The sequence below is a fragment of the Devosia sp. T2-14 genome (assembly GCF_055397495.1).
Map to the genome: position 1 here is coordinate 1784505 of NZ_AP027921.1, position 23941 is coordinate 1808445.

Annotated in this window: 22 protein-coding genes; 17 read left to right on the top strand and 5 right to left on the bottom strand. The window is 63.6% G+C overall.

Annotated elements, in window-relative coordinates; genetic code table 11:
- Nucleotides 1-45: 45 nt before the first annotated feature.
- From ACZ5WT_RS08790 to ACZ5WT_RS08810, 5 genes are all read left to right on the top strand, one after another.
- The gene (locus ACZ5WT_RS08790; RefSeq protein ID WP_464286989.1) at nt 46-1008 is read left to right on the top strand and encodes an ABC transporter permease; all 963 of its coding nucleotides are present in this window, start codon (nt 46-48) and stop codon (nt 1006-1008) included.
- Nucleotides 998-1993, top strand: a complete 996-nt coding sequence (locus ACZ5WT_RS08795) for an iron chelate uptake ABC transporter family permease subunit (protein WP_464286990.1) — start codon at nt 998-1000, stop codon at nt 1991-1993. The genes ACZ5WT_RS08790 and ACZ5WT_RS08795 overlap by 11 nt, the downstream gene beginning before the upstream one ends.
- Nucleotides 1990-2748, top strand: coding sequence for an iron ABC transporter ATP-binding protein (locus tag ACZ5WT_RS08800; RefSeq protein ID WP_464286991.1), 759 nt, complete (start codon nt 1990-1992; stop codon nt 2746-2748). The genes ACZ5WT_RS08795 and ACZ5WT_RS08800 overlap by 4 nt, the downstream gene beginning before the upstream one ends.
- Before the next feature lie 65 nt (nt 2749-2813).
- Nucleotides 2814-3212 (top strand): VOC family protein, encoded by a 399-nt coding sequence (locus ACZ5WT_RS08805; RefSeq protein ID WP_464286992.1) that lies wholly within the window; start codon nt 2814-2816, stop codon nt 3210-3212.
- Between the two features lie 163 nt (nt 3213-3375).
- On the top strand, nt 3376-4167 hold the full coding sequence (locus tag ACZ5WT_RS08810) for a 3-keto-disaccharide hydrolase (protein ID WP_464286993.1): 792 nt from the start codon (nt 3376-3378) through the stop codon (nt 4165-4167).
- Nucleotides 4168-4234: 67 nt separating this feature from the next.
- On the opposite strand, the gene ACZ5WT_RS08815 is transcribed toward ACZ5WT_RS08810, so the two are convergent.
- From ACZ5WT_RS08815 to ACZ5WT_RS08825, 3 genes are read right to left on the bottom strand one after another with little or no spacing between them, the layout of a single operon-like run.
- On the bottom strand, nt 4235-5794 hold the full coding sequence (locus tag ACZ5WT_RS08815; RefSeq protein ID WP_464286994.1) for a hypothetical protein: 1560 nt from the start codon (nt 5792-5794) through the stop codon (nt 4235-4237).
- A gap of 4 nt (nt 5795-5798) precedes the next feature.
- Complete coding sequence (locus ACZ5WT_RS08820) at nt 5799-6737, bottom strand: DUF6384 family protein (RefSeq protein ID WP_464286995.1); 939 nt, start codon at nt 6735-6737, stop codon at nt 5799-5801.
- A gap of 36 nt (nt 6738-6773) precedes the next feature.
- On the bottom strand, nt 6774-7997 hold the full coding sequence (locus ACZ5WT_RS08825; protein ID WP_464286996.1) for a cell surface protein: 1224 nt from the start codon (nt 7995-7997) through the stop codon (nt 6774-6776).
- Nucleotides 7998-8232: 235 nt separating this feature from the next.
- Between ACZ5WT_RS08825 and ACZ5WT_RS08830 the strand changes: the two genes are divergently transcribed.
- The 9 genes from ACZ5WT_RS08830 to ACZ5WT_RS08870 all read left to right on the top strand — a co-directional run bounded on the left by ACZ5WT_RS08830 (nt 8233) and on the right by ACZ5WT_RS08870 (nt 18335).
- Nucleotides 8233-8697: a CoxG family protein gene (locus ACZ5WT_RS08830; protein ID WP_464286997.1), complete on the top strand. Its 465-nt coding sequence runs from the start codon at nt 8233-8235 to the stop codon at nt 8695-8697.
- A 177-nt stretch (nt 8698-8874) separates the two neighbouring features.
- Nucleotides 8875-9879, top strand: coding sequence for a BMP family lipoprotein (locus tag ACZ5WT_RS08835; protein ID WP_464286998.1), 1005 nt, complete (start codon nt 8875-8877; stop codon nt 9877-9879).
- Between the two features lie 27 nt (nt 9880-9906).
- Nucleotides 9907-11514, top strand: coding sequence for an ABC transporter ATP-binding protein (locus ACZ5WT_RS08840; protein WP_464287178.1), 1608 nt, complete (start codon nt 9907-9909; stop codon nt 11512-11514).
- A complete protein-coding gene (locus ACZ5WT_RS08845) occupies nt 11511-12632 on the top strand; it encodes an ABC transporter permease (protein WP_464286999.1) in 1122 nt (373 codons plus the stop codon). The genes ACZ5WT_RS08840 and ACZ5WT_RS08845 overlap by 4 nt, the downstream gene beginning before the upstream one ends.
- Nucleotide 12633: 1 nt before the next feature.
- Nucleotides 12634-13599, top strand: coding sequence for an ABC transporter permease (locus ACZ5WT_RS08850; protein ID WP_464287000.1), 966 nt, complete (start codon nt 12634-12636; stop codon nt 13597-13599).
- A 27-nt stretch (nt 13600-13626) separates the two neighbouring features.
- Nucleotides 13627-14037 carry a cytidine deaminase gene (locus tag ACZ5WT_RS08855; RefSeq protein ID WP_464287001.1) on the top strand — a complete coding sequence of 137 codons (411 nt, stop codon included), beginning with the start codon at nt 13627-13629 and terminating at the stop codon, nt 14035-14037.
- A 37-nt stretch (nt 14038-14074) separates the two neighbouring features.
- Nucleotides 14075-14869: a purine-nucleoside phosphorylase gene (locus ACZ5WT_RS08860; protein ID WP_464287002.1), complete on the top strand. Its 795-nt coding sequence runs from the start codon at nt 14075-14077 to the stop codon at nt 14867-14869.
- Complete coding sequence (gene deoC, locus ACZ5WT_RS08865) at nt 14866-15855, top strand: deoxyribose-phosphate aldolase (RefSeq protein WP_464287003.1); 990 nt, start codon at nt 14866-14868, stop codon at nt 15853-15855. The genes ACZ5WT_RS08860 and deoC overlap by 4 nt, the downstream gene beginning before the upstream one ends.
- 113 nt (nt 15856-15968) lie before the next feature.
- Entirely contained in the window at nt 15969-18335 is a 2367-nt protein-coding gene (locus tag ACZ5WT_RS08870) for an aldehyde dehydrogenase family protein (RefSeq protein ID WP_464287004.1), read from the top strand.
- Between the two features lie 57 nt (nt 18336-18392).
- Here the strand turns inward: ACZ5WT_RS08870 and ACZ5WT_RS08875 are convergent, their stop codons facing one another.
- Both ACZ5WT_RS08875 and ACZ5WT_RS08880 read right to left on the bottom strand, forming a co-directional pair.
- Nucleotides 18393-19430 (bottom strand): FUSC family protein, encoded by a 1038-nt coding sequence (locus ACZ5WT_RS08875; RefSeq protein WP_464287005.1) that lies wholly within the window; start codon nt 19428-19430, stop codon nt 18393-18395.
- A 10-nt stretch (nt 19431-19440) separates the two neighbouring features.
- Entirely contained in the window at nt 19441-20700 is a 1260-nt protein-coding gene (locus tag ACZ5WT_RS08880) for an HlyD family secretion protein (protein ID WP_464287006.1), read from the bottom strand.
- A 110-nt stretch (nt 20701-20810) separates the two neighbouring features.
- On the opposite strand from ACZ5WT_RS08880, the gene ACZ5WT_RS08885 reads away from it, so the two are divergent.
- Genes ACZ5WT_RS08885 through ACZ5WT_RS08895 form a run of 3 tightly spaced genes read left to right on the top strand, consistent with a single transcriptional unit; the run spans nt 20811 to nt 23936 of the window.
- Nucleotides 20811-21311, top strand: a complete 501-nt coding sequence (locus tag ACZ5WT_RS08885; RefSeq protein WP_464287007.1) for a MarR family winged helix-turn-helix transcriptional regulator — start codon at nt 20811-20813, stop codon at nt 21309-21311.
- 51 nt (nt 21312-21362) lie between these two features.
- Nucleotides 21363-22679, top strand: a complete 1317-nt coding sequence (gene deoA / locus ACZ5WT_RS08890; protein WP_464287179.1) for a thymidine phosphorylase — start codon at nt 21363-21365, stop codon at nt 22677-22679.
- A gap of 39 nt (nt 22680-22718) precedes the next feature.
- On the top strand, nt 22719-23936 hold the full coding sequence (locus tag ACZ5WT_RS08895) for a phosphopentomutase (RefSeq protein WP_464287008.1): 1218 nt from the start codon (nt 22719-22721) through the stop codon (nt 23934-23936).
- The last annotated feature ends 5 nt before the right edge of the window (nt 23937-23941 follow it).

The window sequence follows — 23941 nt, forward strand, 5'->3', positions numbered from 1 at the left end:
GGCTGCCGGGATTTGTCTTTTTACGGCACCGATTGGGGCAGCCGGTTGCGATATCTAGTTCTGGCCATCATCGTCACCATCGGGTTGGCGATAGCGAGTCTTTTTGTGGGTGTGAGCGACGTGTCGCTCGCATCCTTATTGTCATCCAGCGCCGAAGACCGGCCGATGCAGGTGCTGTTGATCAGCCGCATCCCGCGCACCCTGGCCATCCTGCTGGCCGGTGCCTCCATGGCCATTGCTGGCCTCGTGATGCAGATGGTGGTGCGCAACCGCTTCGTCGAACCCTCGACGGCGGGAACCACCGAAGCGGCGAGCCTGGGTTTTCTCGTCGTGACGATTTTCGCGCCGGGCTGGCCGCTGATGGCCAAGATGCTGGTCGCCGCCGTCTTCGCGCTGGCCGGGACGGCCCTGTTCCTGCGCGTGCTGCGCGCGGTGCCGCTGCGCGACGTGCTGCTGGTGCCGCTGGTCGGCATCATGCTGGGCGGCATTATCGGCTCGGTCACCTCGTTCTTCGCCTATCGCATGGGGCTCAATGCCTCGCTGCTGGCCTGGAGCATGGGCGACTTTTCCGGCGTGATCCGCGGGCGCTATGAGCTGCTGTGGATCGGGCTGGCCTGCTGCATCATCGCCTATATCGCCGCCGACCGCTTCACCGTTGCCGGCATGGGTCGTGACTTCACCACCAATCTGGGCCTCAACCACAAGCATGTGATGATGCTCGGTCTGGTCATTGTTTCGGTGGTGAGCGCCGTGGTGCTGGTCTCGGTGGGGTCGATCCCTTTCCTGGGCCTTATCATCCCCAACATTGTCAGCCTCACCGTGGGCGACAACATGCGCCGAACCGTGCCCTGGGTGGCCGTGGGCGGCGCCGCCTTCGTGATGATCTGCGACATCATCGGACGCATCGTGCGGTTCCCCTACGAAATCCCGATCAGCGTGGTTGTGGGCGTCGTGGGCAGCGGCATTTTCCTCTACCTGTTGCTGCGGACCCGTCGCCATGCTGCCTGATCTTTCGACGCAACGCGGCGCGCTGCCCATCAAGCTTTCTCGTCCGGCGCTGGTGTTGCTGGTCCTGTCGGTCCTCGCCGTGGTGTCGATCGTCTGCTTCATGACGCTGGGCGCCAAGGGCAGCTGGAGCTTCGTGCTGAGCTTCCGCGGCAAGAAGCTGCTCGGCCTGGTGCTGGTCGCCTATGCGATCTCGATCTCGACCGTGCTGTTCCAGACGGTCACCAACAACCGTATCCTCACGCCCTCGATCATGGGCTTCGACGCGCTGTACATGCTGATCAAGACCGGCATGGTGTTCTTCCTAGGGATCGGCGCGCTGGTGACGGTCGATCCGCAGCTGCAATTCGTCTTCGAAGTCAGCGTGATGGTGGTGTTCTCGCTGCTGCTGTTCCGCTGGCTGTTCCTGGGGGAAGAGCGGAGCCTGCACCTGCTGGTTCTGGTCGGCATCGTCTTCGGCATTCTCTTCCGGTCCATCAGCAATTTCATGCAGCGCATGCTCGATCCCGGTGCGTTCAACGTGCTGCAGGACACCATGTATGCGAGCTTTTCCACCACCGACCCGGCGCTGCTGACCATCTCGGCTGTCATCGTGCTGGTGGTGTCGATCTTCGCCTTCCGCATCATGCACACATTCGACGTGCTGACGCTGGGGCGGGCGCAGGCCATCAATCTGGGCGTCGATTACAAGCGCACAGTGGTTGTCATCCTGACGCTGGTGGCCATTCTGGTGTCGGTTTCGACGGCGCTGGTGGGACCCATCACCTTCTTTGGCCTCTTGGTCGCGACGCTGGCGCATTCGCTGATCGGCACCAGCCGTCACAAATATGTGCTGCCCGCCGCGGCGCTGCTGGCGATAGTGTTTCTGGTGGGTGGGCAGACCGTGCTCGAACGGGTGTTTGAGTTCGACACGGCCCTCTCGATTATCATCGAGTTCCTCGGTGGCATTGTGTTCATAGTTCTTGTGTTGCGGAGATCGGCCCGATGATCATCACCAATGCGGTGACAAAGCACTACGGCGAAAGCTGTGTGGTGGATGGGGTCACGCTCAACCTGCCCAAGGGCGGCATCACCTCGATCATCGGCCCCAATGGCGCCGGCAAATCAACCCTGCTCTCCATGGTCAGCCGCCTGATGAGCATGGACAAGGGCACGGTGACCGTCGATGGGCTGGACGTGTCCAATACGCCATCGGACGTGCTGGCGCGGCGCCTGTCGATCCTGCGCCAGGAAAACCACATGACCGCGCGCCTCACCGTGCGCGACCTGATCTCGTTCGGCCGCTATCCCTATACCAAGGGGCGGCTGACGGTTGAGGACAAGGCCCATATCGACCGGGCGATCGGCTATCTCAACCTGGGCGAGCTGTCGGAGCGCTTCCTCGACGAACTCTCGGGCGGCCAGCGCCAGCGGGCCTTTGTCGCCATGGTGATGTGCCAGGACACCGATTACGTGCTGCTCGACGAGCCGCTCAACAATCTCGACATGAAGCATGCCATGGGCATGATGAAGACGCTGCGCCAGGCCGCCAACGAGCTGGGCAAGACCGTGGTGCTGGTGCTGCACGATATCAACTTCGCGTCGTGGTATTCCGACTACATCGTGGCCATGAAGCGCGGCAAGGTGGCCCATGAGGGCCCGGCCTCCAAGATCGTGGTGCCCGAAGTGCTCTCCGACGTCTACGACATGGAGATCAAGGTGCACGAAATTGGCGGGCAGCGCGTCAGCCTCTATTACGAGTGAGATGATGGTGGCCCCCGCGGCGCGACCGCGCTAGAGAGGGCCCCTATTCGTCAGGGAGCAACGCCATGAAGCCATCGATCTCCATCATCACCATCGGGGTCGACGATCTGGAGCGGGCGTTCACCTTCTACCGCGCCCTGTTCGACATTTCCGACGATCAGATCGCGGCGGGGGAGGACCATGTGGCCTTCTTCTTCGACGACAAGTTCTCCTTCGTGCTGTTCTCGCGCGAGCAGATTGCCGAGACCGCCGGCAAGGATGCCGCCGTGGCCGGAACGCCGGGCTTCGTGCTCAGCCATAAGGCGGCAAGCCCGGCCGAGGTGGACGAAATTCTCGATCAGGTGCTGATTGCCGGTGGCAGCATCGTCACCCCCGGCACCGAGTCCGAATGGGGCTATTCCGCCTATTTCGAGGATAGCGAAGGCAATGTCTGGGAACTGATGGCGACGCAGCCGGTCAACTGAGCAGCGACGCCCAGGCCCAGCCGCCGCAGTGGGGAGATTTGCCCCAGCGATTTGCGCCTTGTTCTGGTATTCTAGGATGCTACACTTCGGGTGTGGGCGGTCAAAAAACAGATAATCCCGCCGACGGGCCGAACGAGGCCAACCCTGAGGATGGAGTAATCAAATGGCATTCAATAGAAAGTCCTATGTGTTGGGCGCAGCGCTCATGGTCAGTGCGTTGTCGTCGGTGACGGCTATTGCACAGACGCCGGAACCGCCAGCGCTCACCTTGAAGGATGTGCCGCGTGGGGTGCAGGCTGAAGTCACCGAATTCTGGGAGCCAGTCCCGGTATCGGTCGCCACGCCTGAGGGCGGCGTTCCGTCGGATGCCATAATCCTGTTTGACGGCAACAATACCGACGCCTGGGTCAAGGCGGCGGCCGAAGGCGGCGCCGTGGATTGGCCAATCGCCGATGGTATCTGGTCCATCGGCAAGGGTGACGTCGTCACGGCAGAAAACTTCTGCGATGTGCAGATGCATATCGAATGGCGCAGCCCGACCGACATCGCCGGCTTCGATAGTCAGAACCGGGGCAATAGCGGCATCAAGTTCCAGAACCGCTATGAAGTGCAGATCCTAGATAGTTTCGACAACCCGACCTATGTCCAAGGTCAGGCGGGCTCGGTCTACAAGCAATATGCACCGCTGGTGAACGCGTCACGCGCCCCGGGCGAGTGGCAGACCTACGATATCGTGTTCGAAGCCCCGATTTTTTCCGAGAATGGCAGCGTCCGAAAGCCCGCCTACATTACGGTCTTCCACAATGGCGTGCTGGTGCAGAACCACGTCCAGCTGACTGGCACCACGTCCTATGTCGGCTCTCCGACCTATAGCGCCCATGGCTGCGAGCCCATCCGGCTGCAGGATCACAACTCCGATGTGACCTTCCGCAATATCTGGGTCCGCCCGCTCTGAAGTGAGCTGATCGAATAAATATGGCATCCCGGCCTTGCGTCGGGATGCCCCAGGGTTCGATTGCCGCTTAGAACCCGCCGCCGGTTTTGAAGCCGCCGTGCTTGCGGGTGCCGACCGAGCCGGTGCGGGGGCGCGAGAAGCCGCCGCCGCTGCTACTGGAACCGCCGCCCCAGCCGCCGCCGAAACCGCCTGAACCGCCCTTGCTCTTGGACTTGCCGGAGCTGCCGCCGAAGCTGGAATCGGGCCAGTTGAAGGTGCTGCCGCCGGCCTCGGGCCAGGGCGAGTTGGAACGCTGGCGGCCATTATTGGGCAGGCCGACGCCGCCACCCCAATCTGACGTGCCTGCACTCCAGTTCTGGCTGCGTTGCCAGTGGTCCCAATAGGAGGCCGCGGTTATGCCGCCGCGCAGGAATTCGTTCAGCAGGTCGCCGACCAGCTTGTCTTCGCGGAAATTCGAGCGCGGATCGTCGAACCGCTGCTTCTTGAACTCCCACTGGATGTCCTCAAGTTCGCGTCGGCGGGCGGCGAGGGTCTTGAGGCGCTCATTGAGATCGCGCGTTTCGCCCTGCTCGTCCTTGAGGCGGGCGCGGGCATCGTCAATCTGGGCGACGATAGTGTCGTCCTGCCCGGTGCGGGTGCGGCGGGCATCGGCGAGCAGCGACTGGATGTCCTCGCGGCCCAGTGCGGCCGCAAGGTCTCCCAGTGCCCCTTCAAAGCCGGGATTACCGGCCTGCGACAGCTGGCCGAGGCGGCTCGCGGTTTCGTCTCGCTTGTCTTCGAGCGCGATCATCTGCGCGTCCAGCGCGTCGATCTTGCTCTGACCGGCCTCCATGGCCTCGCGCATCGGTTTGCCGCCGGCCGCGTCGATAGCGGCGGTTTCCAAAGCGTCGACTTCGGCTTCGGCCGCCTTGGCATTCTCGATCTGCCGCTCGGCATGCTCGCGCAGACGCAGCGGAATTTCGTTCAGCATGGCGAAGTTGGGCCGGGCCTTCTGGAAGCCGACCAGGTTGGCAACCATGCCATCGAAATAGCGGAACAGGTTGTTGGCGCGATAGGCGGCAGTGCCGTAACCGGCCTCCCAAAGATACATGAACAACGGATCGTCGCGATAGGGCTTGCCCTTCTGCTCACGGTCGGTCTCGGCCTGTTCGGTCTTGCGCATGGACTGCGCGGCGATATCGGCCATTTCCGTCGCCTGCTGGCGCTTGGCGGCAAAGGCCGGGTCCCGCGCGATACTGGCGCCAAGCTTGGCGGCGAGTGCCTTGAGCTCGGCCTGATGACCTTCGAACACCTTGAGCGTCGCGGCGCGGTCGGCAATCAGCTGCGCCAGTGTGGCGTCGATCTCGGCAATGTCCTTTTCGGTCTTGCTGAGGTCCTTGGCATGGGCCTTGAGCAGGTCGCGGGCCTTGCTTTCGGCAGCCGAAATTGCGCCGTCGAGTTCGCCCTGCACGGAGGGGTCGAGCCGCAGTTGCGCCAGCTGGCGGAACAGCTCGGCTTCGGTTTCCTTGATCTTGCCGAATTTCTCGGCCGAGCGCGCCAGGCGCGCGGAAATGTCTTCTTCCTCGCGCCTGATGTCGCGCATCGCTTCATCAAGGCTTGCCAGGGCTTCGGGCCCGCGGATGCTCATTGCTCTACCACCGCGTTACTGCGCCGCCGAGAACGGGCATGTTGTATTCGACATCAAGGAAACCGGCCGATTTGCGACCGACTTCATTGACCTGGATGATGCCATCGTCGCGCTTGTCGGCGGCGACTGCGTCATAGAGGCTTTCGGGAACGCGGACGCCCCACATGCTGACCACTTCGGTCTGCCCGTTTTCCTCGTTGAGAATGGGCAGGCTCAGCGTCTTGCCGTCGGCATCGAGCGCTTCGACCACGATGTAGTAATTCGTGGCCGCCGTATTGACCTCGGGAATGGTCCAGAAGCCCGACTGCACGTCGGTGCGGTTGACGATGCGCAGGGTATATTCCTGGCGCAGCTGGTCGCGCAGGGCGGTCAGATCGGTCAGGGCCTTTTCGGCACCGGCGCGATCGCCTTCGGCGGCGAGCGTCTTGCCGCGCGTGCGCAGGGCCTCGGCTTCCAGCACGGCGCGCTGCACCTTGGTTTCTTCGAAAATGGTGTTGTAGAGCGCGTCCAGCTGGGCGGGCACGCCCTCGGTCAGCTCGATCCGGGCCTGCTCGGCCTGGCCGCGCTGATAGGGCTGCCAGACGCCGAAATAGCCAACGCCCAGCACTAGCAGCGCCACGAGCGCAGCGCCGACCGGTTTGCCCCAGCGCTTGCGGCCAACATAGATGCGCGCCATGGTCGTGCCGAAGCCCGGCTTGGGCGCATCATAGACGAAGCGGCTTTCCTGCAGCGCCGCCACACCCTCCTTAAGGATGTGGTCCGGTACCTCGATGCCCTGCTGGTGATAGATGTCCCGCAGCTTGTCGATCAGCTGCTTTTCCTTGGCATCGGTGCCCAGTTCGCGCACGGCCAAGTCCTGCCGGTGACGGAGCGTGTCGACCACGTCCATCGCCAGCATGACTTCATCCAGGGGCGCAGCGGGTTTCGCTGTCACGTCACTCATTGTTGGCGTTCACCCTTGCTAACCTAGGCGTACCCCTCAGCTCTTGGTTTCGAGCAGCAGTGCGTTGCCATCGGCAGCCAGTGCCGCCAGACGGCGCTTGCCATCTTCCACCGCATCGCGGATTTCGGCGGAATTCTTGGTCGAGGCCACGCGCATCTCGTTGATGATGGTGCGGCTCTTCTCCTGGAAGTTGACCACAGAGTCGACCAGCTTCTTGACCGCATCGGCGCGAACCGTGGGGCCATAGCCGGCCTTGACGGCCTCTTCCTGCACCTTGTCGCCGATTTCCGAGAGGGTCTCGAGGCTCTTGCTCATCCCTTCCTTCATCGCGTTGAGCGTTTCGGTGGATTCATGCAGGCCGAACATGCCGGTGAACGAGGCGCTGAGCGCCGTCAGCACGGTTTCGTTGGTCGAGAAGAACGAGATCGACTGCTGGTAGACGCGCTCTTTGGCATTGGTCGTCTGCATCAGGCGGGCCATCACCACTTCCGACGTGTTGTAGGAAATGGTCAGGTTGTCCGAGAGGTCCTTGGCGATCTGGTAGCGCTTTTCCTCGTTCTGCATTTCGCGCAGCTTTTCGTCGCGATCCATTTCGAGGCGGGCGCGATCGGCGGGAACCGAGCCGGTATAGCCTGCGACAGCCGCCGAAGCGCCATCGAGAACGACCTTCTTTTCGCCCAGGCGCTTTTCAGCGGTCTGCAGCACTTCGAGCGCCATCACTTCCGCCTGCTTCAGCGCACCGCGGAAATCGCGATAGGCCTCGAGGATGGTCTGCTCGCGGTCGATCTGGTCCTTGGTGTCCTTGGTGACTTCCAGATAGGTGTCACGGATCTTGTTGAAGCGCTGCGCGATGTCGCCGCGGCTGACCTTCATCCACACGTTGGACGCGCGCTCGAGCAGGTCGAGCTTGTTGTCGGCCAATTGGTCGACCATGCCCTTGGCATCGTCGCGGATCGAATCGAAGCCCTTGGTGATTTCTTCGTAGCGTTCGCCGATCTTCATGGCGGCGATCTGCTCGCGCACCACCTCATTGAAGGCGCTCGCCTGGCTGAGCGTACGACCGATCAGCACGACGCGGGTTTCATCGAGGTCGGTGATCTGGCTCAGAAGGCCGGTAATGGGCTGCTCGCCCTGCTGCTCGGGCCAGATGCCCAGGTCGCGAATGGCGTTGACCGCCTTGTCGAGGTACTGCAGGGGCTTTTCGGCGAGGGCTGCAGGCACGCTCGCGGTTGCCGGTGCTGCGGTCACTTCATTGGCCATTCTTCACTCCTCGTAGGTAAACGTCCGTCCCGGACTGCGCCACTGGCGCTATAGATTGCTTTTGCCCGGCCTGCTGACAATTGCAACACGGTGTCAGGACAACTATTTAGACCATATTGGTGCGAAAAAGCCGCACGTAAAGAGCGGAGTAGCACTGCATGGCCGACAAATCTCTCACGGTGCATCAAGGCCGTATTGGGGCGGGGACGCCCCAGGCGTTGAGGGGGGCGAACTGATGGAGTTTGGAGGCCGCTACCGCATCGCCGCACCCCGCGCCGCCGTCTGGGCGGCACTCAACAATACCGAAGTGCTCAAGGCCGCCATTCCCGGATGCCACAGCATCGACTGGTCGGGCGAGACCACGCTCGACCTCGAGATTAAGGTCAGCCTCGGCGTGGTCAATCCGGTGTTCAAGGGCGAGTTGGTGCTGTCCGATATCGTGCCGGCGGAGCGCTATACGCTGTCGGGCCGGGGCAAGGGCGGGCTGCTGGGATTGGCCGAGGGGTCGGCCGATATCGTGCTGGCCGATGTGGGCGAAGAGACCCTTCTGGCATTTGGCGCTGATGGCGGAGCATCGGGGCAGATCATGCGGCTGGGCAAGGCCATTGTCGGCAATTCCGCGCAGAAGATCATCGATGGCTTCTTCCTGCGGTTCGGCGAGGCCATGGGCGCCACGGTGACGCCACTCGCGGCAGAGTAGGTCCAGCGCCTATTCTGTCAGGCGCGGTAACCAGTGTCGCAAGAATTTGACCAACCGGATAAAATTCCTCGAATCCCTCTTGCGGGCGCAACGTTTGCACGATTGTATCCGCTTAACGCACTGAGATTGTCCGTTGGAACAGGGCCAACGCTCGGTGCAGGACAGGGAGAACAAGCAATGAAACTCACTACCTTCACCAAGGCCATTGCAGGTGGCGTTGCGCTCAGCGCCATGCTTACCGGCGCTGCGTTCGCCGATCCGGCGGTGATCTACGACCTGGGCGGCAAGTTCGACAAGTCGTTCAACGAAGCCGCTTACAATGGTGCAGAGGCCTGGAAGGCAGAGACCGGCGGTAATTACCTCGATCTCGAACTGCAGAACGACGCCCAGCGCGAACAGGCCCTGCGCCGCTTCGCAGGCCAGGGTGCAAACCCCATCGTGATGGCCGGCTTCTCGTGGGAAGCAGCCCTCAACGCCGTCGCCCAGGAATTCCCGGACACCAACTTTGTCGTCATCGACACCGTGGTGGACCAGCCCAACGTGCAGTCGATCATGTTCGATGAGCACACCGGCTCGTTCCTCGTTGGCGCGCTGGCTGCCCTGAAGTCCGAAACCGGCAAGGTCGGCTTCATCGGCGGCATGGACGTTCCGCTGATCCACCGCTTCTATTGCGGCTATGCCTATGGCGCTCGCGCCGTGAACCCGGAAATCGGCCTGACCGAAAACTACACCGGCACCACCCCGGCAGCCTGGAACGACCCGGTGACCGCCGGCGAACTGGCCAAGGCCCAGATCGACAGCGGCGTCGACGTGATCTTTGCCGCTGCTGGCGGCTCGGGCATTGGCGTGCTGCAGGCCATGAAGGATGCTGGCAAGTACTCCATCGGCGTGGACAGCAACCAGAACCACCTCCAGCCCGGCTCGGTGCTGACCTCGATGCTCAAGCGCGTCGACGTCGCCGTGCACAATGCGTTCAAGGAAGCCGGCGATGACGCAACCTTCAAGCCCGGTCGCATTGACCTGGGCCTGGCCGATGGCGGCGTTGACTATGCCGTCGACGAAAACAACGCAGCGCTGATCACCGACGCCATGAAGGCCAAGGTTGAAGAGCTGAAGGCCGGCGTGATCGCTGGTACCATCCCGGTGCACGACTACTACACCGACAATGCTTGCCCGCTCTAAGCAGCGTTGATGTCCGGTAACGACACCATGAACCCGCAGCGGCCGGAAACGGCCGCTGCATCGTCCCCTGCCTCAGGCTGGGCGATCGAGCTTGAAAAGATCAATAAGCGGTTTGGCGCGGTTCACGCCAACAAGGACATCGATCTTGCGGTCCAGCGCGGCACCATCCACGGCATCGTGGGGGAGAACGGCGCGGGCAAGTCGACGCTCATGTCCATCCTCTATGGATTTTACACCGCCGATAGCGGCGTCATCCGCGTCAACGGCGTGGAACATGCCATCACTGACAGCCGCCATGCGCTGGCGCTGGGTATCGGCATGGTGCATCAGCACTTCATGCTGGTCGACAATTTCTCGGTGCTGGAGAACATCGTGCTGGGGGCCGAGGATAGCGGCCTGCTGGGCCCGAGCCTGGCGCGCGGCCGCGCCGAGCTGAAGCGCCTTGCCAGCGAATACAATCTCGATGTCGACCCCGATGCGCTGATCGAGGATATCTCGGTCGGCCAGCAGCAGCGCGTCGAAATCCTCAAGGCGCTGTATCGCGGTGCCGAAACCCTGATTCTGGACGAGCCGACCGGCGTGCTGACGCCCAAGGAAGCCGACGACCTGTTCCGCGTGCTCGAAACGCTGCGCGCCCAGGGCAAGACGGTGATCCTGATCACCCACAAGCTGCGCGAAATCATGGCCATTACCGACAATGTCTCGGTGATGCGCCAGGGCCAGATGGTGGCGACGGTCAAGACCGCCGAGACCAGCCCCGAGGCGCTTGCCGAGCTGATGGTCGGCCGCCGCGTGCTGCTGCGTGTGGACAAGGGCCTCGCCCATCCCGGCAAGACCATGCTGGAAGTGCAGAACCTCGTCGTCGCCGATGACATGGGCATCGTGCGGGTCAAGGACGTGAGCTTCTCGGTACGCGCGGGCGAGATCGTCGGCATTGCCGGCGTTTCGGGCAACGGGCAATCCGAACTGCTCGAATCCATTTCCGGCATGCGCGACCAGCGCCAGGGCCAGGTGCTGCTGAACGGCAATCCGCTCTCGCTCGAGGGCGATGACGGCGCTGCCCGCGCCCGCGCCGCCGGGCTTGCTCATGTGCCCGAAGACCGCCTGCGCATGGGGCTGGTGACCACGTTCCAGGAATGGGAAAACGCCATTCTGGGGTATCAGGATAGCCCCGACTATGGCGGCGGCCCATTCCTCGATATCGGCGCGGCCAAGCGCAAGGCGGCCGAGCATATCGCGACCTTCGACGTGCGCCCGGCCGACATCAATCTCAAGACCGCGCTGTTTTCGGGCGGCAACCAGCAGAAGATCGTGCTGGCCCGCGAAATGGAGCGCAATCCCGATGTGCTGATCGTCGGCCAGCCGACGCGCGGCGTCGATATCGGCGCCATCGAATTCATCCACAACCAGATCATCAAGATGCGCGATGCCGGCAAGGCCATCCTGCTCGTCTCGGTGGAACTGGACGAAATCCGCTCGCTGGCCGACCGCATCCTGGTGATGTTCGACGGCCACATCGTCGGCGAAGCCGACCCTGCGACTGCTTCCGAAGGTGACCTCGGCCTGATGATGGCCGGTATCAGCAAGGATCAGACGCCCAAGACCGCTAAAGATGGCCAGGAGGCCAAGCCATGAGTGCCCGCCGTCCTTTGCCACGCTGGGCCGATGTCGTGCTGCTGCCGGCGATCAACCTGTTCACCGCCTTCCTGGTTTCGGGCCTGGTGGTGCTGATGATCGGCGAAAACCCGATCGAGGCGATTCAGGTCATCATCTATGGCGCCTTCGGCTATGGCGATGGCTTTGGCTACACGCTCTATTACGCCACCAACTTCATCTTTACCGGCCTGGCCGTGGCGGTTGCCGCCCATGCCGGCCTGTTCAATATCGGTGGTGACGGGCAGGCCTATGTGGCCGGGCTCGGGGCCATCGTGGTGGCGCTGGCCCTCGACCAGACCCACTGGCTGCTCGCCATGCCGCTGGCCGTGATCGCGGCCGGTGCAGTGGGCGGCTTCTGGGCGTTCATTCCGGGCTGGCTGCAGGCCAAGCGCGGCAGCCACGTCGTCATCACCACCATCATGTTCAACTTCATAGCTGCGGCGCTGATGGTCTACATGGTCAACCGCGTGCTCAAGCCCGCGACCACCATGGCGCCGGAATCGGCGACCATTGCGGTGGGTGGCCGGGTGCCGCAGCTGCGCCAGTTCTTCAGCTTCTTCGGCTATTCGCCGGTGAACCTGTCCATCGTAGTGGCCGTGCTGGCGCTGATCGGCGTCTATATTCTGGTCTGGCACACCAAGTTCGGCTACGCCATGCGCGTGCTGGGCAAGAACCCGACCGCCTCGCGCTATGCCGGTATTTCCAACTCCAAGATGATCATGATCACCATGACCATTTCGGGCGCGCTGGCCGGCATGGTGGCGATCAATGAAGTCATGGGCGTGCAGAACCGCCTCGTGCTCGACTATGTCGCGGGTGCGGGCTTTGTCGGCATCGCCGTGGCGCTGATGGGCCGCAATCACCCGGTGGGGATCGCGCTGGCAGCGCTGCTGTTCGGCGCGCTCTATCAGGGCGGCCAGGAACTGCAATTCGTCATTCCGGCGGTGACCCGCGAGATGATCGTGGTCATCCAGGCGCTGGTGATCTTGTTTACTGGTGCAATGGAAGGGCTGTTCCGCCCGACGCTTGAGCGGGCCTTCATGCTGTTGCCCGAGCGGCCTGTCGCCGCCGTTTCCAGCGCCAGCACGGAGAGCTGACATGGATTTCGCCATTATCCTCTCCATTCTCGACGCCACGATCCGACTGTCGACGCCGCTGCTGCTCGCGTGTCTCGCCGGCATGTATTCGGAACGCGCCGGCATTTTCGACATCGGCCTCGAAGGCAAGATGCTGGCCGCAGCCTTCGCTGCCGGTGCCGTCGCCGCCGTGACCGGCTCGGCCTGGATGGGCCTGCTGGCAGGCATGGCTGTGTCGCTGTCGACGGCCCTGCTGCAGGGCGTCGCCGCCATCACCCTCAAGGGCAACCAGCTGATCGCGGGCGTCGCCATCAACATGCTGGCCGCCGGCATGACCACCTTCCTCGGCCAGACCTGGTTCTCCCAGGGCGGCCGTACCCCGGCGCTGGGGCCGGGCGGCCGGTTTGAACCGGTGACCCTGCCTTTTGCCAATGAACTGGCGGGCGTGCCCGTGCTGGGTCCGATCTATTACGACCTGATCTCAGGCCACTATATCCTGGTCTATATCGCCTTCATCATGGTTGCGGTGACCGCCTTCGTGCTGTTCCGCACCCGGTTCGGCCTGCGGCTGCGCGCCGTGGGTGAAAACCCCAAGGCGGTCGATACGGCCGGTATCTCGGTGGTCCGGCTGCGCTATCAGGCGGTGATCATTACCGGCCTGCTTTGCGGGCTGGCGGGCGCCTATTTCTCGATCGCGCAGGGCTCGGGCTTCGGCAACAACATGACCGCGGGCAAGGGCTATATTGCCCTGGCGGCGCTGATCTTCGCCAAGTGGAAGCCGGTTCCGGCCATGTTCACCTGCCTGCTGTTCGGCTTCCTCGATGCCTTGCAGATCCGCCTGCAGGGGGCGACGCTGTTCAACGTCGAAATCCCGGTCCAGGCCATTCAGGCGCTGCCCTATGTGCTGACCGTCATCCTGCTGGCCGGTTTCATCGGCAAGGCCGTTGGCCCCAAGGCCGGTGGCATTCCCTATACCAAGGAGCGCTAGCCCCACGGGGCTGCGCAGAGGATCACAATGGCGAAGACACCGACCGATCAGGCCTTGTTCGAGGCCGCCGAAGCTATTCGCGCCAAGGCCTATGCGCCCTATTCGCGCTTCTCGGTCGGCGCTGCGATCCTCGCCGACGACGGCAAAATCTATGCCGGCTGCAATATCGAGAACGCCGCTTACCCGGTGGGCAATTGCGCCGAGGCCTCGGCCATCGCGGCGATGATTGCGGGCGGGGCCAAGCGCATCACCAGGATCTACGTGACCGGGCCGGGCGCCGCGCCCGTCACCCCCTGCGGGGCCTGCCGCCAACGCATTCGGGAATTTGCCGATCCCGGCGTCGAAGTCATCTCGCATGGCGTCGCGGGGGAGCCGATGGTCATGACGCTCGGCCAATTGCTGCCGCACAGCTTCGGACCCGAATTTCTGGGCAAGTAGGTTTCAGGGCTGCCAGGGCCTGTCGTCGGAGAACACAATGACTAAAGCTGCCAAGACCATCCAGAAGATCGCCGGCACCGAGCCCATCGCGGCGGCGCTGGTGCTGGGTTCGGGCCTCTCCGCCATCGGGGACCTGCTCGAAGACAAGGTCATCATCCCCTATTCCGAGCTCAAGGGCTTTCCCGGCGGCGGTGTCTCCGGGCATGGGCGGGACCTGCTGATCGGCATGATGGGCGGCAAACGCATCGCCATCCTCACCGGCCGCGAGCACTATTATGAACACGGCAATGCCGCCGCGATGCGCCCGGCGCTTGAGGCCATGGCCGAGATTGGGGCGCAGACCCTGCTGCTGACCAACTCGGCCGGTTCGGTCGATGAGCGGCTGGCCCCCGGCGACCTGATGCTGATCTCCGATCACATCAACTATGCCGGCATGAACCCGCTGATCGGCGAGCCGACCGACCGCCGCTTCGTGAACATGGTGGACTGCTACAATGCAGACCTGCGCGCCAAGGCCGTGGCCATCGGCGAGCGCCTGCAGATCAATGTGGGGCAGGGCGTCTATCTCTGGTATTCTGGCCCCAGCTTTGAAACCGTCGCCGAAATCCAGATGGCGATCCGGCTCGGTGCCAATGCAGTCGGCATGTCCACGGCACCCGAAGTCATTCTCGGGCGTTATCTGGGCATGAAGGTCTGGGCCTGTTCGTCCATCACCAATATGGGCGCGGGTCTTTCGGCCGAGAACATCAGCCATGAGCATACCAAGACCATGGCGGTACAAGGCGCGGCCAAGCTGAAAAAGCTTATCCCCGCGCTGGTGGAGGAACTATGAGCTTACGCGTTGTAGACAACACGCCGTCTGAGCTGACCCACAAGCGCAATCCGGGCTTCCCGCTCGATCTCGACTGGGTCGAGCGCGTGCGCATGAACCGCTCGGCGCTGGAACGCCGGGCCGGCACCATCGGCGCGCGCCGTTCGGTGAAGAAGGACTACCAGCTCGCCTGGCTGCTCAAGGCCATCACGCTGATCGACCTGACCACGCTCAATTCCGACGATACCGATGGGCGCGTAGAGCGGCTCTGCGCCAAGGCGCGGCACCCGCTGCGCCAGGATATCCTCGACCGGCTCGACGTGGGCGGGTTGCGCATCCTGCCCGGCGCGGTCTGCGTCTACCACAACTTCGTCAAGACGGCCGTCAACGCGCTTGAGGGCACCGGCATTCCGGTGGCCGCCGTCTCGACCGCCTTCCCGCATGGGCTGGCGCCGGTCGAAACCAAGCTGCGCGAGATCGAGCTGTCGGTGGCCGATGGTGCCAAGGAAATCGACATTGTCATCGAGCGCGGCATGGTGCTGCGCGGCGACTGGCAGGGGCTGTACGACCAGATCAAGGCCTTCCGCAAGGCCTGCGGCGACGCCCATATCAAGACCATCCTGGGCACGGGCGAGCTGGCCACCCAGACCAATATCGCCAAGGCGAGCCTGGTCTGCATGATGGCGGGCGCCGACTTCATCAAGACGTCGACCGGCAAGGAAAAGGTCAATGCCAATCTGGTGACCTCGCTCACCATGATCCGCATGATCCGCTGGTTCGCCGAAGAGACCGGCATCGAGATCGGCTACAAGCCCGCCGGCGGAATTGCCACGGCCAAGGATGCGCTGACCTATATGGCGCTGATGAAGGAAGAGCTGGGCACCCACTGGCTGCAGCCGCACCTGTTCCGGTTCGGCGCCTCGAGCCTGCTGACCGACATCGAACGGCAGCTGGAGCATGGCCTGACCGGGCACTATTCGGCCGATTATCGCCAGCCGATGGTTTGATCCATCGCCAACCCACAGGGTCATTCCCGCCTGCGCGGGGATGCGGTGAACAGCAACCGGGATGCGTCCCGGGACATGCGCGGTAGGCTAGCCCCCGCGGGAGGATTTCAGGAATGAACAAGATCGCGCAAATCTTCGAGACCCTCGACTATGGTCCGGCCCCCGAGGGCCCCGATCAGGCGCTGGCCTGGCTCGACAGCCACGGGCGCAAGTTCGGTCATTTCATCGATGGCAAGTGGACCCAGCCCGGCACGACCTTCACCGCCGACAATCCGGCTACCGGCACGGCCCTGGCCGAGGTGACCAATGGCACCGCCGAGGATGTTGATGCGGCGGTCAAGGCCGCCCGCGCCGCCTTCAAGGGCTGGAGCGCGCTATCGGGCTACGAGCGCGGCAAGTACCTCTACGCCATCGCCCGCGCCATCCAGAAGCACAGCCGCCTGTTTGCGGTGCTCGAAACCATGGACAATGGCAAGCCGATCCGCGAAAGCCGCGACGTCGATATTCCACTGGTGGCGCGGCATTTCTATCACCATGCCGGCTGGGCCCAGCATCTGAGCCGCGAATTCCCCGACGCCGTTCCCTATGGCGTGTGCGGGCAGATCATTCCGTGGAATTTCCCGCTGCTGATGCTGGCGTGGAAGATCGCCCCGGCGCTGGCCGCCGGCAATACCGTGATCCTCAAGCCCGCCGAATTCACCTCGCTGACGGCGCTGCTGTTCGCCGAAATCTGCGAGCGCGTCGGCCTGCCCAAGGGCGTGGTCAATATCGTGACCGGCGAGGGCGAAACTGGCCAGGCCGTCGTCGCCCATCCCGGCATCGACAAGATCGCCTTTACCGGCTCGACCGAAGTGGGCAAGGCCATCCGCGCCGCCACGGCCGGTTCCGGCAAAGGGCTGAGCCTCGAGCTGGGCGGCAAGTCGCCCTATATCGTCTTCGAGGATGCCGATATCGACAGCGCCATCGAGGGGCTGGTCGACGCCATCTGGTTCAATCAGGGCCAGGTGTGCTGCGCGGGATCGCGCCTGCTGGTGCAGGAGAGCATCGAGGCGCGCTTCATCGCCAAGCTGAAGCTGCGCATGTCGAGCCTGCGTGTCGGCGATCCGCTGGACAAGTCAGTCGATATCGGCGCGCTGGTGGCGCAGGTGCAGGTCGAGCGTATTCGCGACCTGATGAAGCGCGGCATTGCCGAAGGCGCGGTGGTCTATGAGCCCGATGGCGAACTGCCCGGTGGCACCTGCTTCCTCAAGCCCGCTTTGGTCACCAATGTCTCGCCCGCCAATACGCTGGTGGCGGAAGAGATCTTTGGGCCCATTCTGGTCGCCATGAGCTTCCGCACGCCCGAAGAGGCGGTGGCGCTGGCCAATAACACCAAATATGGCCTCGCCGCGACCATCTGGAGCGAGAACATCAATCTGGCGCTTGATATTGCCCCCAAGATCAAGGCCGGTGTGGTCTGGATCAACGGCACCAATAATTTCGACGCGGCAGTCGGGTTCGGCGGCTACAAGGAAAGCGGCTTTGGCCGTGAAGGTGGTCGTGAAGGCATGGCCGCCTATCTCAAGCCGAGCTGGGAAAAGGACCTGAAGCCCGCCCCTGCGCTCAAGGCCCTGGCAGCGGCGTCGGCCAATCCGCTCGATACCGGCCATCTCGACCAGACCGCAAAGCTCTATATCGGCGGCAAGCAGGCGCGCCCCGATAGCGGCTATTCGCGCCCCGTGCTCGACCCCACCGGCAAGCTGGTGGGCGAAGTGGGCGAGGGCAATCGCAAGGATATCCGCAACGCCGTCGAAAAGGCGCGCGGCGCACTGAGCTGGGGAAGCACCGCGGCCCATTCGCGGGCGCAGATCCTGTATTTCCTCGCCGAGAACCTCGACTATCGCCGCGCCGAATTCGCCGCCCGTCTCAAGGCGCAGACCGGCGAGGATGGTGCCGACGAGGTTGCCCGCTCGGTCGAGCGGCTGTTCGCCTTTGCCGGTTGGGCCGACAAGTATGACGGCGCCGTGCACAATCCGCCGCTGCGTGCGGTGGCTGCCGCCATGATCGAGCCGATCGGGGTGATGGGCATAGTCGCACCCGCCACGCGCCCGCTGCTGGGCTCGATCGCGCTCCTGGCTCCCGCGCTGGCCATGGGCAATACGGTGGTGCTGGTGCCTTCGGACCGTTCGCCGCTTTCGGTGACCGACCTCTATCAGGTCACCGAAACCTCCGACGTGCCTGCCGGGGTGATCAATATCGTCACCGGCGACAGCGTCTCGCTGGCCAAGACCCTGGCCGAGCATGATGGCGTCGATGGCATGTGGTTTGTCGGTAGTGCCGAGGCCTCGGCCATGGTCGAAAAGGCTTCGATCACCAACGTCAAGCAGACCTGGACCACGCGCGGCCTCAACTACGATCTGGCCGACCGGCGTTTCGAGGGGGATTACCTGCTCGCCCGCGCCACCCAGGTCAAGAATGTCTGGATCCCCTACGGCGCCTAGTGCGGTGCCCCCGATCTGGCTCCCTCCCGATGACGAGGAGGGAGCGGATCGGGGCGGTCAGGCGAGGGCTGCCTGTGTCGGTTCGTCTTCCTTAGGATTGAGGAAAACGGCTTCGAGCAGGGCCAGTACCATTATGGCCGCTACCATGGTTCCCGCACTCATCACCACGCGCTGCAGCACGACTTCGAGCGCGTCACGGCCGCCGGACGTGGCCTGCAGGATCATCACCAGGGCCGCAGAGCAGGTATACTGGTAGATGAGCGGGCGGCGCTTGCCGGTCGTCATCTTGTCGATGAGATAGTAGGTGATGATGGTGCAGAGCAGGATCAGCACCGGCACTTCGGGCACCACGCTATAGATGATCATCACGCCGGCCGCGAGCAGGCCGCCGACCAGCGTGCCGCCGCCACGATCGATGACCTGGTTCATCTGCGTACCGCGCCGCGGCTCAGCGCAGACGAAGAGCAGCATGATCGGAATGATCATCATGTTCATGTCGCCCGAGGCAAAGACCAGCAGCATTACCGGCACGTAGACCGCCGAACGGATCAGCAGATGCTTGCCCGCCTGGTTGCTAACCAGCGGCGCGACCACTTCGTCATGGACACGCTTGGTCTTGGGCGGGAACAGCATGTTGAGGCCGACAACCGCGACGCCCAGCGCCACGCCACCCATCACCATGCTGTCGCGCATCACGGCCAGCGCATAGTCGCTATAGAGCGCCGACATCGCCATCATCAGCGGGAAGACGGTGAGCATCATGCCGCCGCGTGAGCCGCGGAACAGCATGAGCGCCAGCCCGCCAACCGCCAGCACGACATTGACGATGACGAACAGCATGGGCTCGTTCACCGTGACGGCAGCAACCCAGCTGAAGATGATGCCGATGATCGGCAGCACGATCGGAGTGGCGAAGGTCCGGCCGTTGATCGCGCCGCGCTGGTTGGACATGATGCTCATGCCCATCACCACCGGCAGCATGGGCATGGTAATCCCGAGCGGCTCCGCCAGCACGAGGCAGATCAGAACCGCCAGTGCCGTGCGCAGCGCGAGATAGGGGTCTTCGTGGGGATCAACCCGTGACAGCTCTTCCATGTCGAGCGACCTAGTTGAAGCCGGCCAGCACGCCGCCGAAGCCAAGCAGGGTTTTGGCGACAGCCGGAATGAAGCCCTCTTCGGGAATGATCAGGACGCCAGCTTCCGAGCCGAGCCGGATATTGGCGGGCAGTTCGGACAGGTCATCAAGCTTGACGCGGACCGGAATTTTGCGGGCAGGGGGGAACCAGCGGGTGTCGCTGGTCGGCTGTGACAGACCATTGGCGGTGACGCGGCCGCTGCTGATGCCCCAGGCGATGCTTTCCACCGTGCCGGCGAACTGCTTGCCCGGTGCCGCCTCGAAGGTCACGACCGTCTTGTCGCCTGGCTGCACGTTGATCAGCTGGTTCTCGCGGAAATCGGCAATCACCATCTGGGTTGCCGGGTTGATGAAGGTCATCGCCGCCGTGCCAGCGCCCACGAACTGGCCCTCGGTGAGCGACAGATTCGACACATAACCATCGGTGGGCGCCAAGACGGTGGTGCTCGCCAGGGCAAATTCGGCCTTCTCCAGCGCGGCGCGGGCGGTACGCACATTGGGATTGTCATCATCGACGGAGCCGGCGGTCATCGTGACACGCTCGACCTCGGCCTCGGCGGCCTGGACGCTGAGGCTCGACGAACGCTGGTTGGCCTCGGCGGCGCTCAGTTTGGCAGGGGCCAGCAAGCCCTTGTCGAACAGTTGGCGGGCCCGGTCGAGATCATCGTCGGCGGTCTTGAGTGCCAGCTGGGCCTGTTCGAGCTTGGCCTGGGCGGCGGGAATGGCGGCGACGCCTGAGCCGACCGACACCCGCACCTGGGCGAGCTGGGCGCGCGCCTGCTCGACATCCATCTGATAGGTGGTCGGGTCGATGGCAAACAGGGGCTGGCCGGCCTTGACCTGGGCATTGTCGGTGATCGTGACCGAGGCCACAGGCCCTGCGACGCGCGAGGAGATCTGAGTGACGTCGGCAATGACCGACGCGCCGCCCGCATAGGGGGCGTGGTGATCGGACAGCGGGTACCAGGCGACGCAGGCAACCAGCGCCCCAACCATGCCGAGGGCAATGATACCCGCCTTCTTGCGGCTTCTTGTCGGGGCAGGCGCGGTCTCGGTGTCGACTGAAACGGGCTCGGCGACGGCAACTGTATTCTGGGCTGCTGGGCTCTGGACGCTCACCGCAGTGTCGGTGGCGGTATCCATTTCCTCGGCCACGCCACGATCCAGCCGTGTGACGTTGTCGGCGAGGGCCTTGCCTTTAGCGTCTGCGCTAGCTTTAACCTGTGACATGTTGCACTCCATACATCTGCGGCCGTGGCGGGGGACGCCAGATTTAGGGTGCTTCACTTGCCTTTGCAACAAAGATACTATGCTGCATAGCTAAAATGCACGTGAGGAATATGAACCAGGACGCAACAGACAATCTGGAAGACCTGATCCGCGACCTCACCTCGGAGGTCGGGCAGGTCTATCGGTTGCTGGCTGAACAGGCTGGCATCAACCAGACCGACCTGATGAGCCTCTATTTCATCAAGAACGCTGATGGCGACGCGACGCCCAAGCAGCTCGCTGAACATCTCGGGCTGACCAGCGGCGCCACCGCCATCCTGCTCAATCGGCTGGAGGCGCGGGGCTATATCCAGCGCCATCCCCATCCCACCGATCGCCGCGGGGTGATCCTGTCGCTTGGTCCAGCGGCGCGCGACAAAGAATTCCTGCATCTGCGCAACCGCTTCATGGCGCTCAACAGCGCGGTACTCGACAGCTTTACGGCCGAAGAACTGGCAATTGTGAAGCGCTTCATGTCCAGCATGCTCACCAATACCCGGGACTCGCTGCGCCAGTTCAGGCACGCCAAGGAAGTCGTGGAGCGGGCGCTGACGGATGATGGTGCGCGCTGAACGCCGAGTATTCTCTGTTCTTGTGAACTGTCCTATGGTTTGCCCATGACAATGCTTCCCCAGGAAGTCATCGCCCGCAAACGCGATGGCCTGCCGCTCGCGGCCGATACGATTGCCACCTTCATTGCCGGCTTTGCCGATGGCGCTGTTTCTCCGGCGCAGGCGGCAGCCTTTGCCATGGCGGTGTATTTCCGGGACATGGACATGGAAGAGCGCGTGGCGCTGACCCTGGCCATGCGCGACAGCGGCACCGTGCTCGACTGGTCTGATCTCGATGGCCCGGTGGCCGACAAGCATTCAACCGGCGGCGTCGGGGACAATGTCAGCCTCATGCTCGCGCCGATCCTGGCAGCGCTTGGCATCTATGTGCCGATGATCTCCGGTCGCGGCCTGGGCCATACCGGCGGCACGCTCGACAAGTTCGACGCCATCCCCGGCTATACGACCAGCCCCGACAATGCCCTGTTCCGCAAGGTGGTGAAGCAGGTTGGCTGCGCCATTATCGGTCAGACCGCCGATCTCGCCCCCGCCGACAAGATGCTTTACGCCATCCGCGACGTGACCGGGACTGTGGAATCCATCCCCCTGATCACCGCGTCGATCCTTTCCAAGAAGCTCGCGGCGGGCCTCGGTGCGCTGATCCTTGACGTCAAGACCGGCTCGGGCGCCTTCATGCCCACGCTGGAAAAGTCGCGCGATCTCGCCCGGAGCCTCGTCGATGTCGCCTATGGTGCCGGGCTGCCGACCCGCGCGCTGATCACCGACATGAACGAGCCGCTGGCCTCAGCGGCCGGAAACGGCCTTGAGGTCCGCAACGCGGTAGATTTTTTGACTGGCAAGCATCAGGACGCGCGCCTCCGCGAAGTGACCCTGGCCCTCTGCGCTGAAGTCGCCGCCATGGCTGGTGTGGCGGCGGATGCCGTTGCCGGCCGCGCGCTGGTGGATGACGCCCTCGACAGCGGCCGCGCCATTGAGCGCTTCGCGCAGATGGTGACCGCGCTGGGCGGCCCCGCCGATTTTGTTGAAGCCATGGATCGCCATCTGGCGCCCGCTGCGATCGTCCGCGACGTGTTCGCCGAGGGGCAGGGCATTGTCGCCAGCATAGATACGCGCGGCGTCGGCATGGCGGTCGTGGCTCTGGGCGGCGGACGCACCACGCCCACCGACACCATCGACCACACGGTGGGCTTCGATGCCCTGCTTGGCCTCGGCGCCCGGGTCGAACCCGGCATGCCGATCGCGCGCATTCACGCCCGCGACGAGGCCAGCGCTGCCGAGGCGGAAACGCGCCTGAGGGCTGCTTATGTATTGGGCGAGACGGCCTCCGGCTTTCCCCTGATCGCGGACCGGGTTGCCCCGGCCCCTTGACCGACGCCGTGCCTGTTCTGAACCCGCCAGGAGACCCCGATGCCCCGCGCCATTCTCTGCATACTCGACAGCGTCGGCATTGGCGGCGCGCCGGACGCTGACAGGTATGGCGATGTCGGCTCGAACACGTTTGGCCACATCGCCGAGTGGGCTGCGGCCGGCAAGGCTGACCGGGCGGGGCTGCGGGCCGGGCCCCTCAACGTGCCCAATCTCGACGCGCTAGGCATTGGCGCGGCCATCCAGCTGTCGACGGGTACTCTGCCGCCGGGCCTTTCTGCCAAGGCCAAAGGCGGGCGCTTCGGCGTGGGCCGCGAAATCTCGCGCGGCAAGGATACCCCTTCGGGACATTGGGAAATCGGCGGCGTCCCGGTGCCCTTCGACTGGGGCTATTTCCCCCAGACCGAACCGACCTTTCCGCCCGAGCTGATCGCCGAATTCATCAAGTGCGCCAAGCTGCCGGGAATCCTTGGCGACAAGCACGCGTCGGGCACCACCATCATCGCCGAGTTGGGCGAGGAGAGCATCCGCACCGGCAAGCCCATCTGCTACACCTCGATCGACTCGGTGTTCCAGATCGCGGCGCATGAGAGCCATTTCGGGCTCGATCGGCTCTACGAGATCTGCCAGATCGCCTTCGAACTCACCGCGCCGCTGATGATCGGCCGGGTCATTGCGCGCCCATTCGTCGGCGAGGAAGCCGCGAGCTTCAAGCGCACCGGCAACCGTCGCGACTTTGCCATTGCCCCGCCCGAGCCGACCCTGCTCGACCGCAACCAGGCAGCCGGCCAGCAGGTCTATGCCATCGGCAAGATCTCCGACATCTATGCGGGGCATGGCGTGACCCACAAGATGAAGGGCACCGGCCTGCCCCAGCTGTTCGACAAGACGCTCGACGCCATGGAAATGGCCGATGACCGGGCTTTCATCATGACCAACTTCGTTGATTTCGACAGCGAATATGGCCACCGCCGCGACGTGCCCGGCTATGCGGCGGCGCTCGAATATTTCGACTCGCGCCTGCCCGAGCTGATCGCCAAGCTAAGGCATGACGATCTATTGGTGCTGACGGCCGATCATGGCAATGATCCGACCTGGCCAGGTACCGATCATACGCGCGAGCAGGTGCCGATCCTGGTTTTTTCCCCAGCCCTGCCGCAAGGCGAGATTGGCATTCGCACGACATTCGCCGATATTGGCGAAAGCATAGCCCGCTGGCTCGGCCTCGCGCCCGGCCGACACGGCAAGAGTTTCCTTTGATACGC

What these genes read in the sequence shown, in the direction of transcription:
- ACZ5WT_RS08880 (WP_464287006.1), bottom strand. Translation starts at nt 20,700, where the DNA reads ATGTCACAGGTTAAAGCTAGCGCAGACGCTAAAGGCAAGGCCCTCGCC.
- ACZ5WT_RS08885 (WP_464287007.1), top strand. Translation starts at nt 20,811, where the DNA reads ATGAACCAGGACGCAACAGACAATCTGGAAGACCTGATCCGCGACCTC.
- ACZ5WT_RS08830 (WP_464286997.1), top strand. Translation starts at nt 8,233, where the DNA reads ATGGAGTTTGGAGGCCGCTACCGCATCGCCGCACCCCGCGCCGCCGTC.
- ACZ5WT_RS08860 (WP_464287002.1), top strand. Translation starts at nt 14,075, where the DNA reads ATGACTAAAGCTGCCAAGACCATCCAGAAGATCGCCGGCACCGAGCCC.
- ACZ5WT_RS08805 (WP_464286992.1), top strand. Translation starts at nt 2,814, where the DNA reads ATGAAGCCATCGATCTCCATCATCACCATCGGGGTCGACGATCTGGAG.
- ACZ5WT_RS08835 (WP_464286998.1), top strand. Translation starts at nt 8,875, where the DNA reads ATGAAACTCACTACCTTCACCAAGGCCATTGCAGGTGGCGTTGCGCTC.
- ACZ5WT_RS08815 (WP_464286994.1), bottom strand. Translation starts at nt 5,794, where the DNA reads ATGAGCATCCGCGGGCCCGAAGCCCTGGCAAGCCTTGATGAAGCGATG.
- ACZ5WT_RS08875 (WP_464287005.1), bottom strand. Translation starts at nt 19,430, where the DNA reads ATGGAAGAGCTGTCACGGGTTGATCCCCACGAAGACCCCTATCTCGCG.
- ACZ5WT_RS08845 (WP_464286999.1), top strand. Translation starts at nt 11,511, where the DNA reads ATGAGTGCCCGCCGTCCTTTGCCACGCTGGGCCGATGTCGTGCTGCTG.
- ACZ5WT_RS08795 (WP_464286990.1), top strand. Translation starts at nt 998, where the DNA reads ATGCTGCCTGATCTTTCGACGCAACGCGGCGCGCTGCCCATCAAGCTT.
- ACZ5WT_RS08855 (WP_464287001.1), top strand. Translation starts at nt 13,627, where the DNA reads ATGGCGAAGACACCGACCGATCAGGCCTTGTTCGAGGCCGCCGAAGCT.
- ACZ5WT_RS08820 (WP_464286995.1), bottom strand. Translation starts at nt 6,737, where the DNA reads ATGAGTGACGTGACAGCGAAACCCGCTGCGCCCCTGGATGAAGTCATG.
- deoA (WP_464287179.1), top strand. Translation starts at nt 21,363, where the DNA reads ATGCTTCCCCAGGAAGTCATCGCCCGCAAACGCGATGGCCTGCCGCTC.
- deoC (WP_464287003.1), top strand. Translation starts at nt 14,866, where the DNA reads ATGAGCTTACGCGTTGTAGACAACACGCCGTCTGAGCTGACCCACAAG.
- ACZ5WT_RS08840 (WP_464287178.1), top strand. Translation starts at nt 9,907, where the DNA reads ATGAACCCGCAGCGGCCGGAAACGGCCGCTGCATCGTCCCCTGCCTCA.
- ACZ5WT_RS08870 (WP_464287004.1), top strand. Translation starts at nt 15,969, where the DNA reads ATGAACAAGATCGCGCAAATCTTCGAGACCCTCGACTATGGTCCGGCC.
- ACZ5WT_RS08850 (WP_464287000.1), top strand. Translation starts at nt 12,634, where the DNA reads ATGGATTTCGCCATTATCCTCTCCATTCTCGACGCCACGATCCGACTG.
- ACZ5WT_RS08825 (WP_464286996.1), bottom strand. Translation starts at nt 7,997, where the DNA reads ATGGCCAATGAAGTGACCGCAGCACCGGCAACCGCGAGCGTGCCTGCA.
- ACZ5WT_RS08895 (WP_464287008.1), top strand. Translation starts at nt 22,719, where the DNA reads ATGCCCCGCGCCATTCTCTGCATACTCGACAGCGTCGGCATTGGCGGC.
- ACZ5WT_RS08800 (WP_464286991.1), top strand. Translation starts at nt 1,990, where the DNA reads ATGATCATCACCAATGCGGTGACAAAGCACTACGGCGAAAGCTGTGTG.
- ACZ5WT_RS08810 (WP_464286993.1), top strand. Translation starts at nt 3,376, where the DNA reads ATGGCATTCAATAGAAAGTCCTATGTGTTGGGCGCAGCGCTCATGGTC.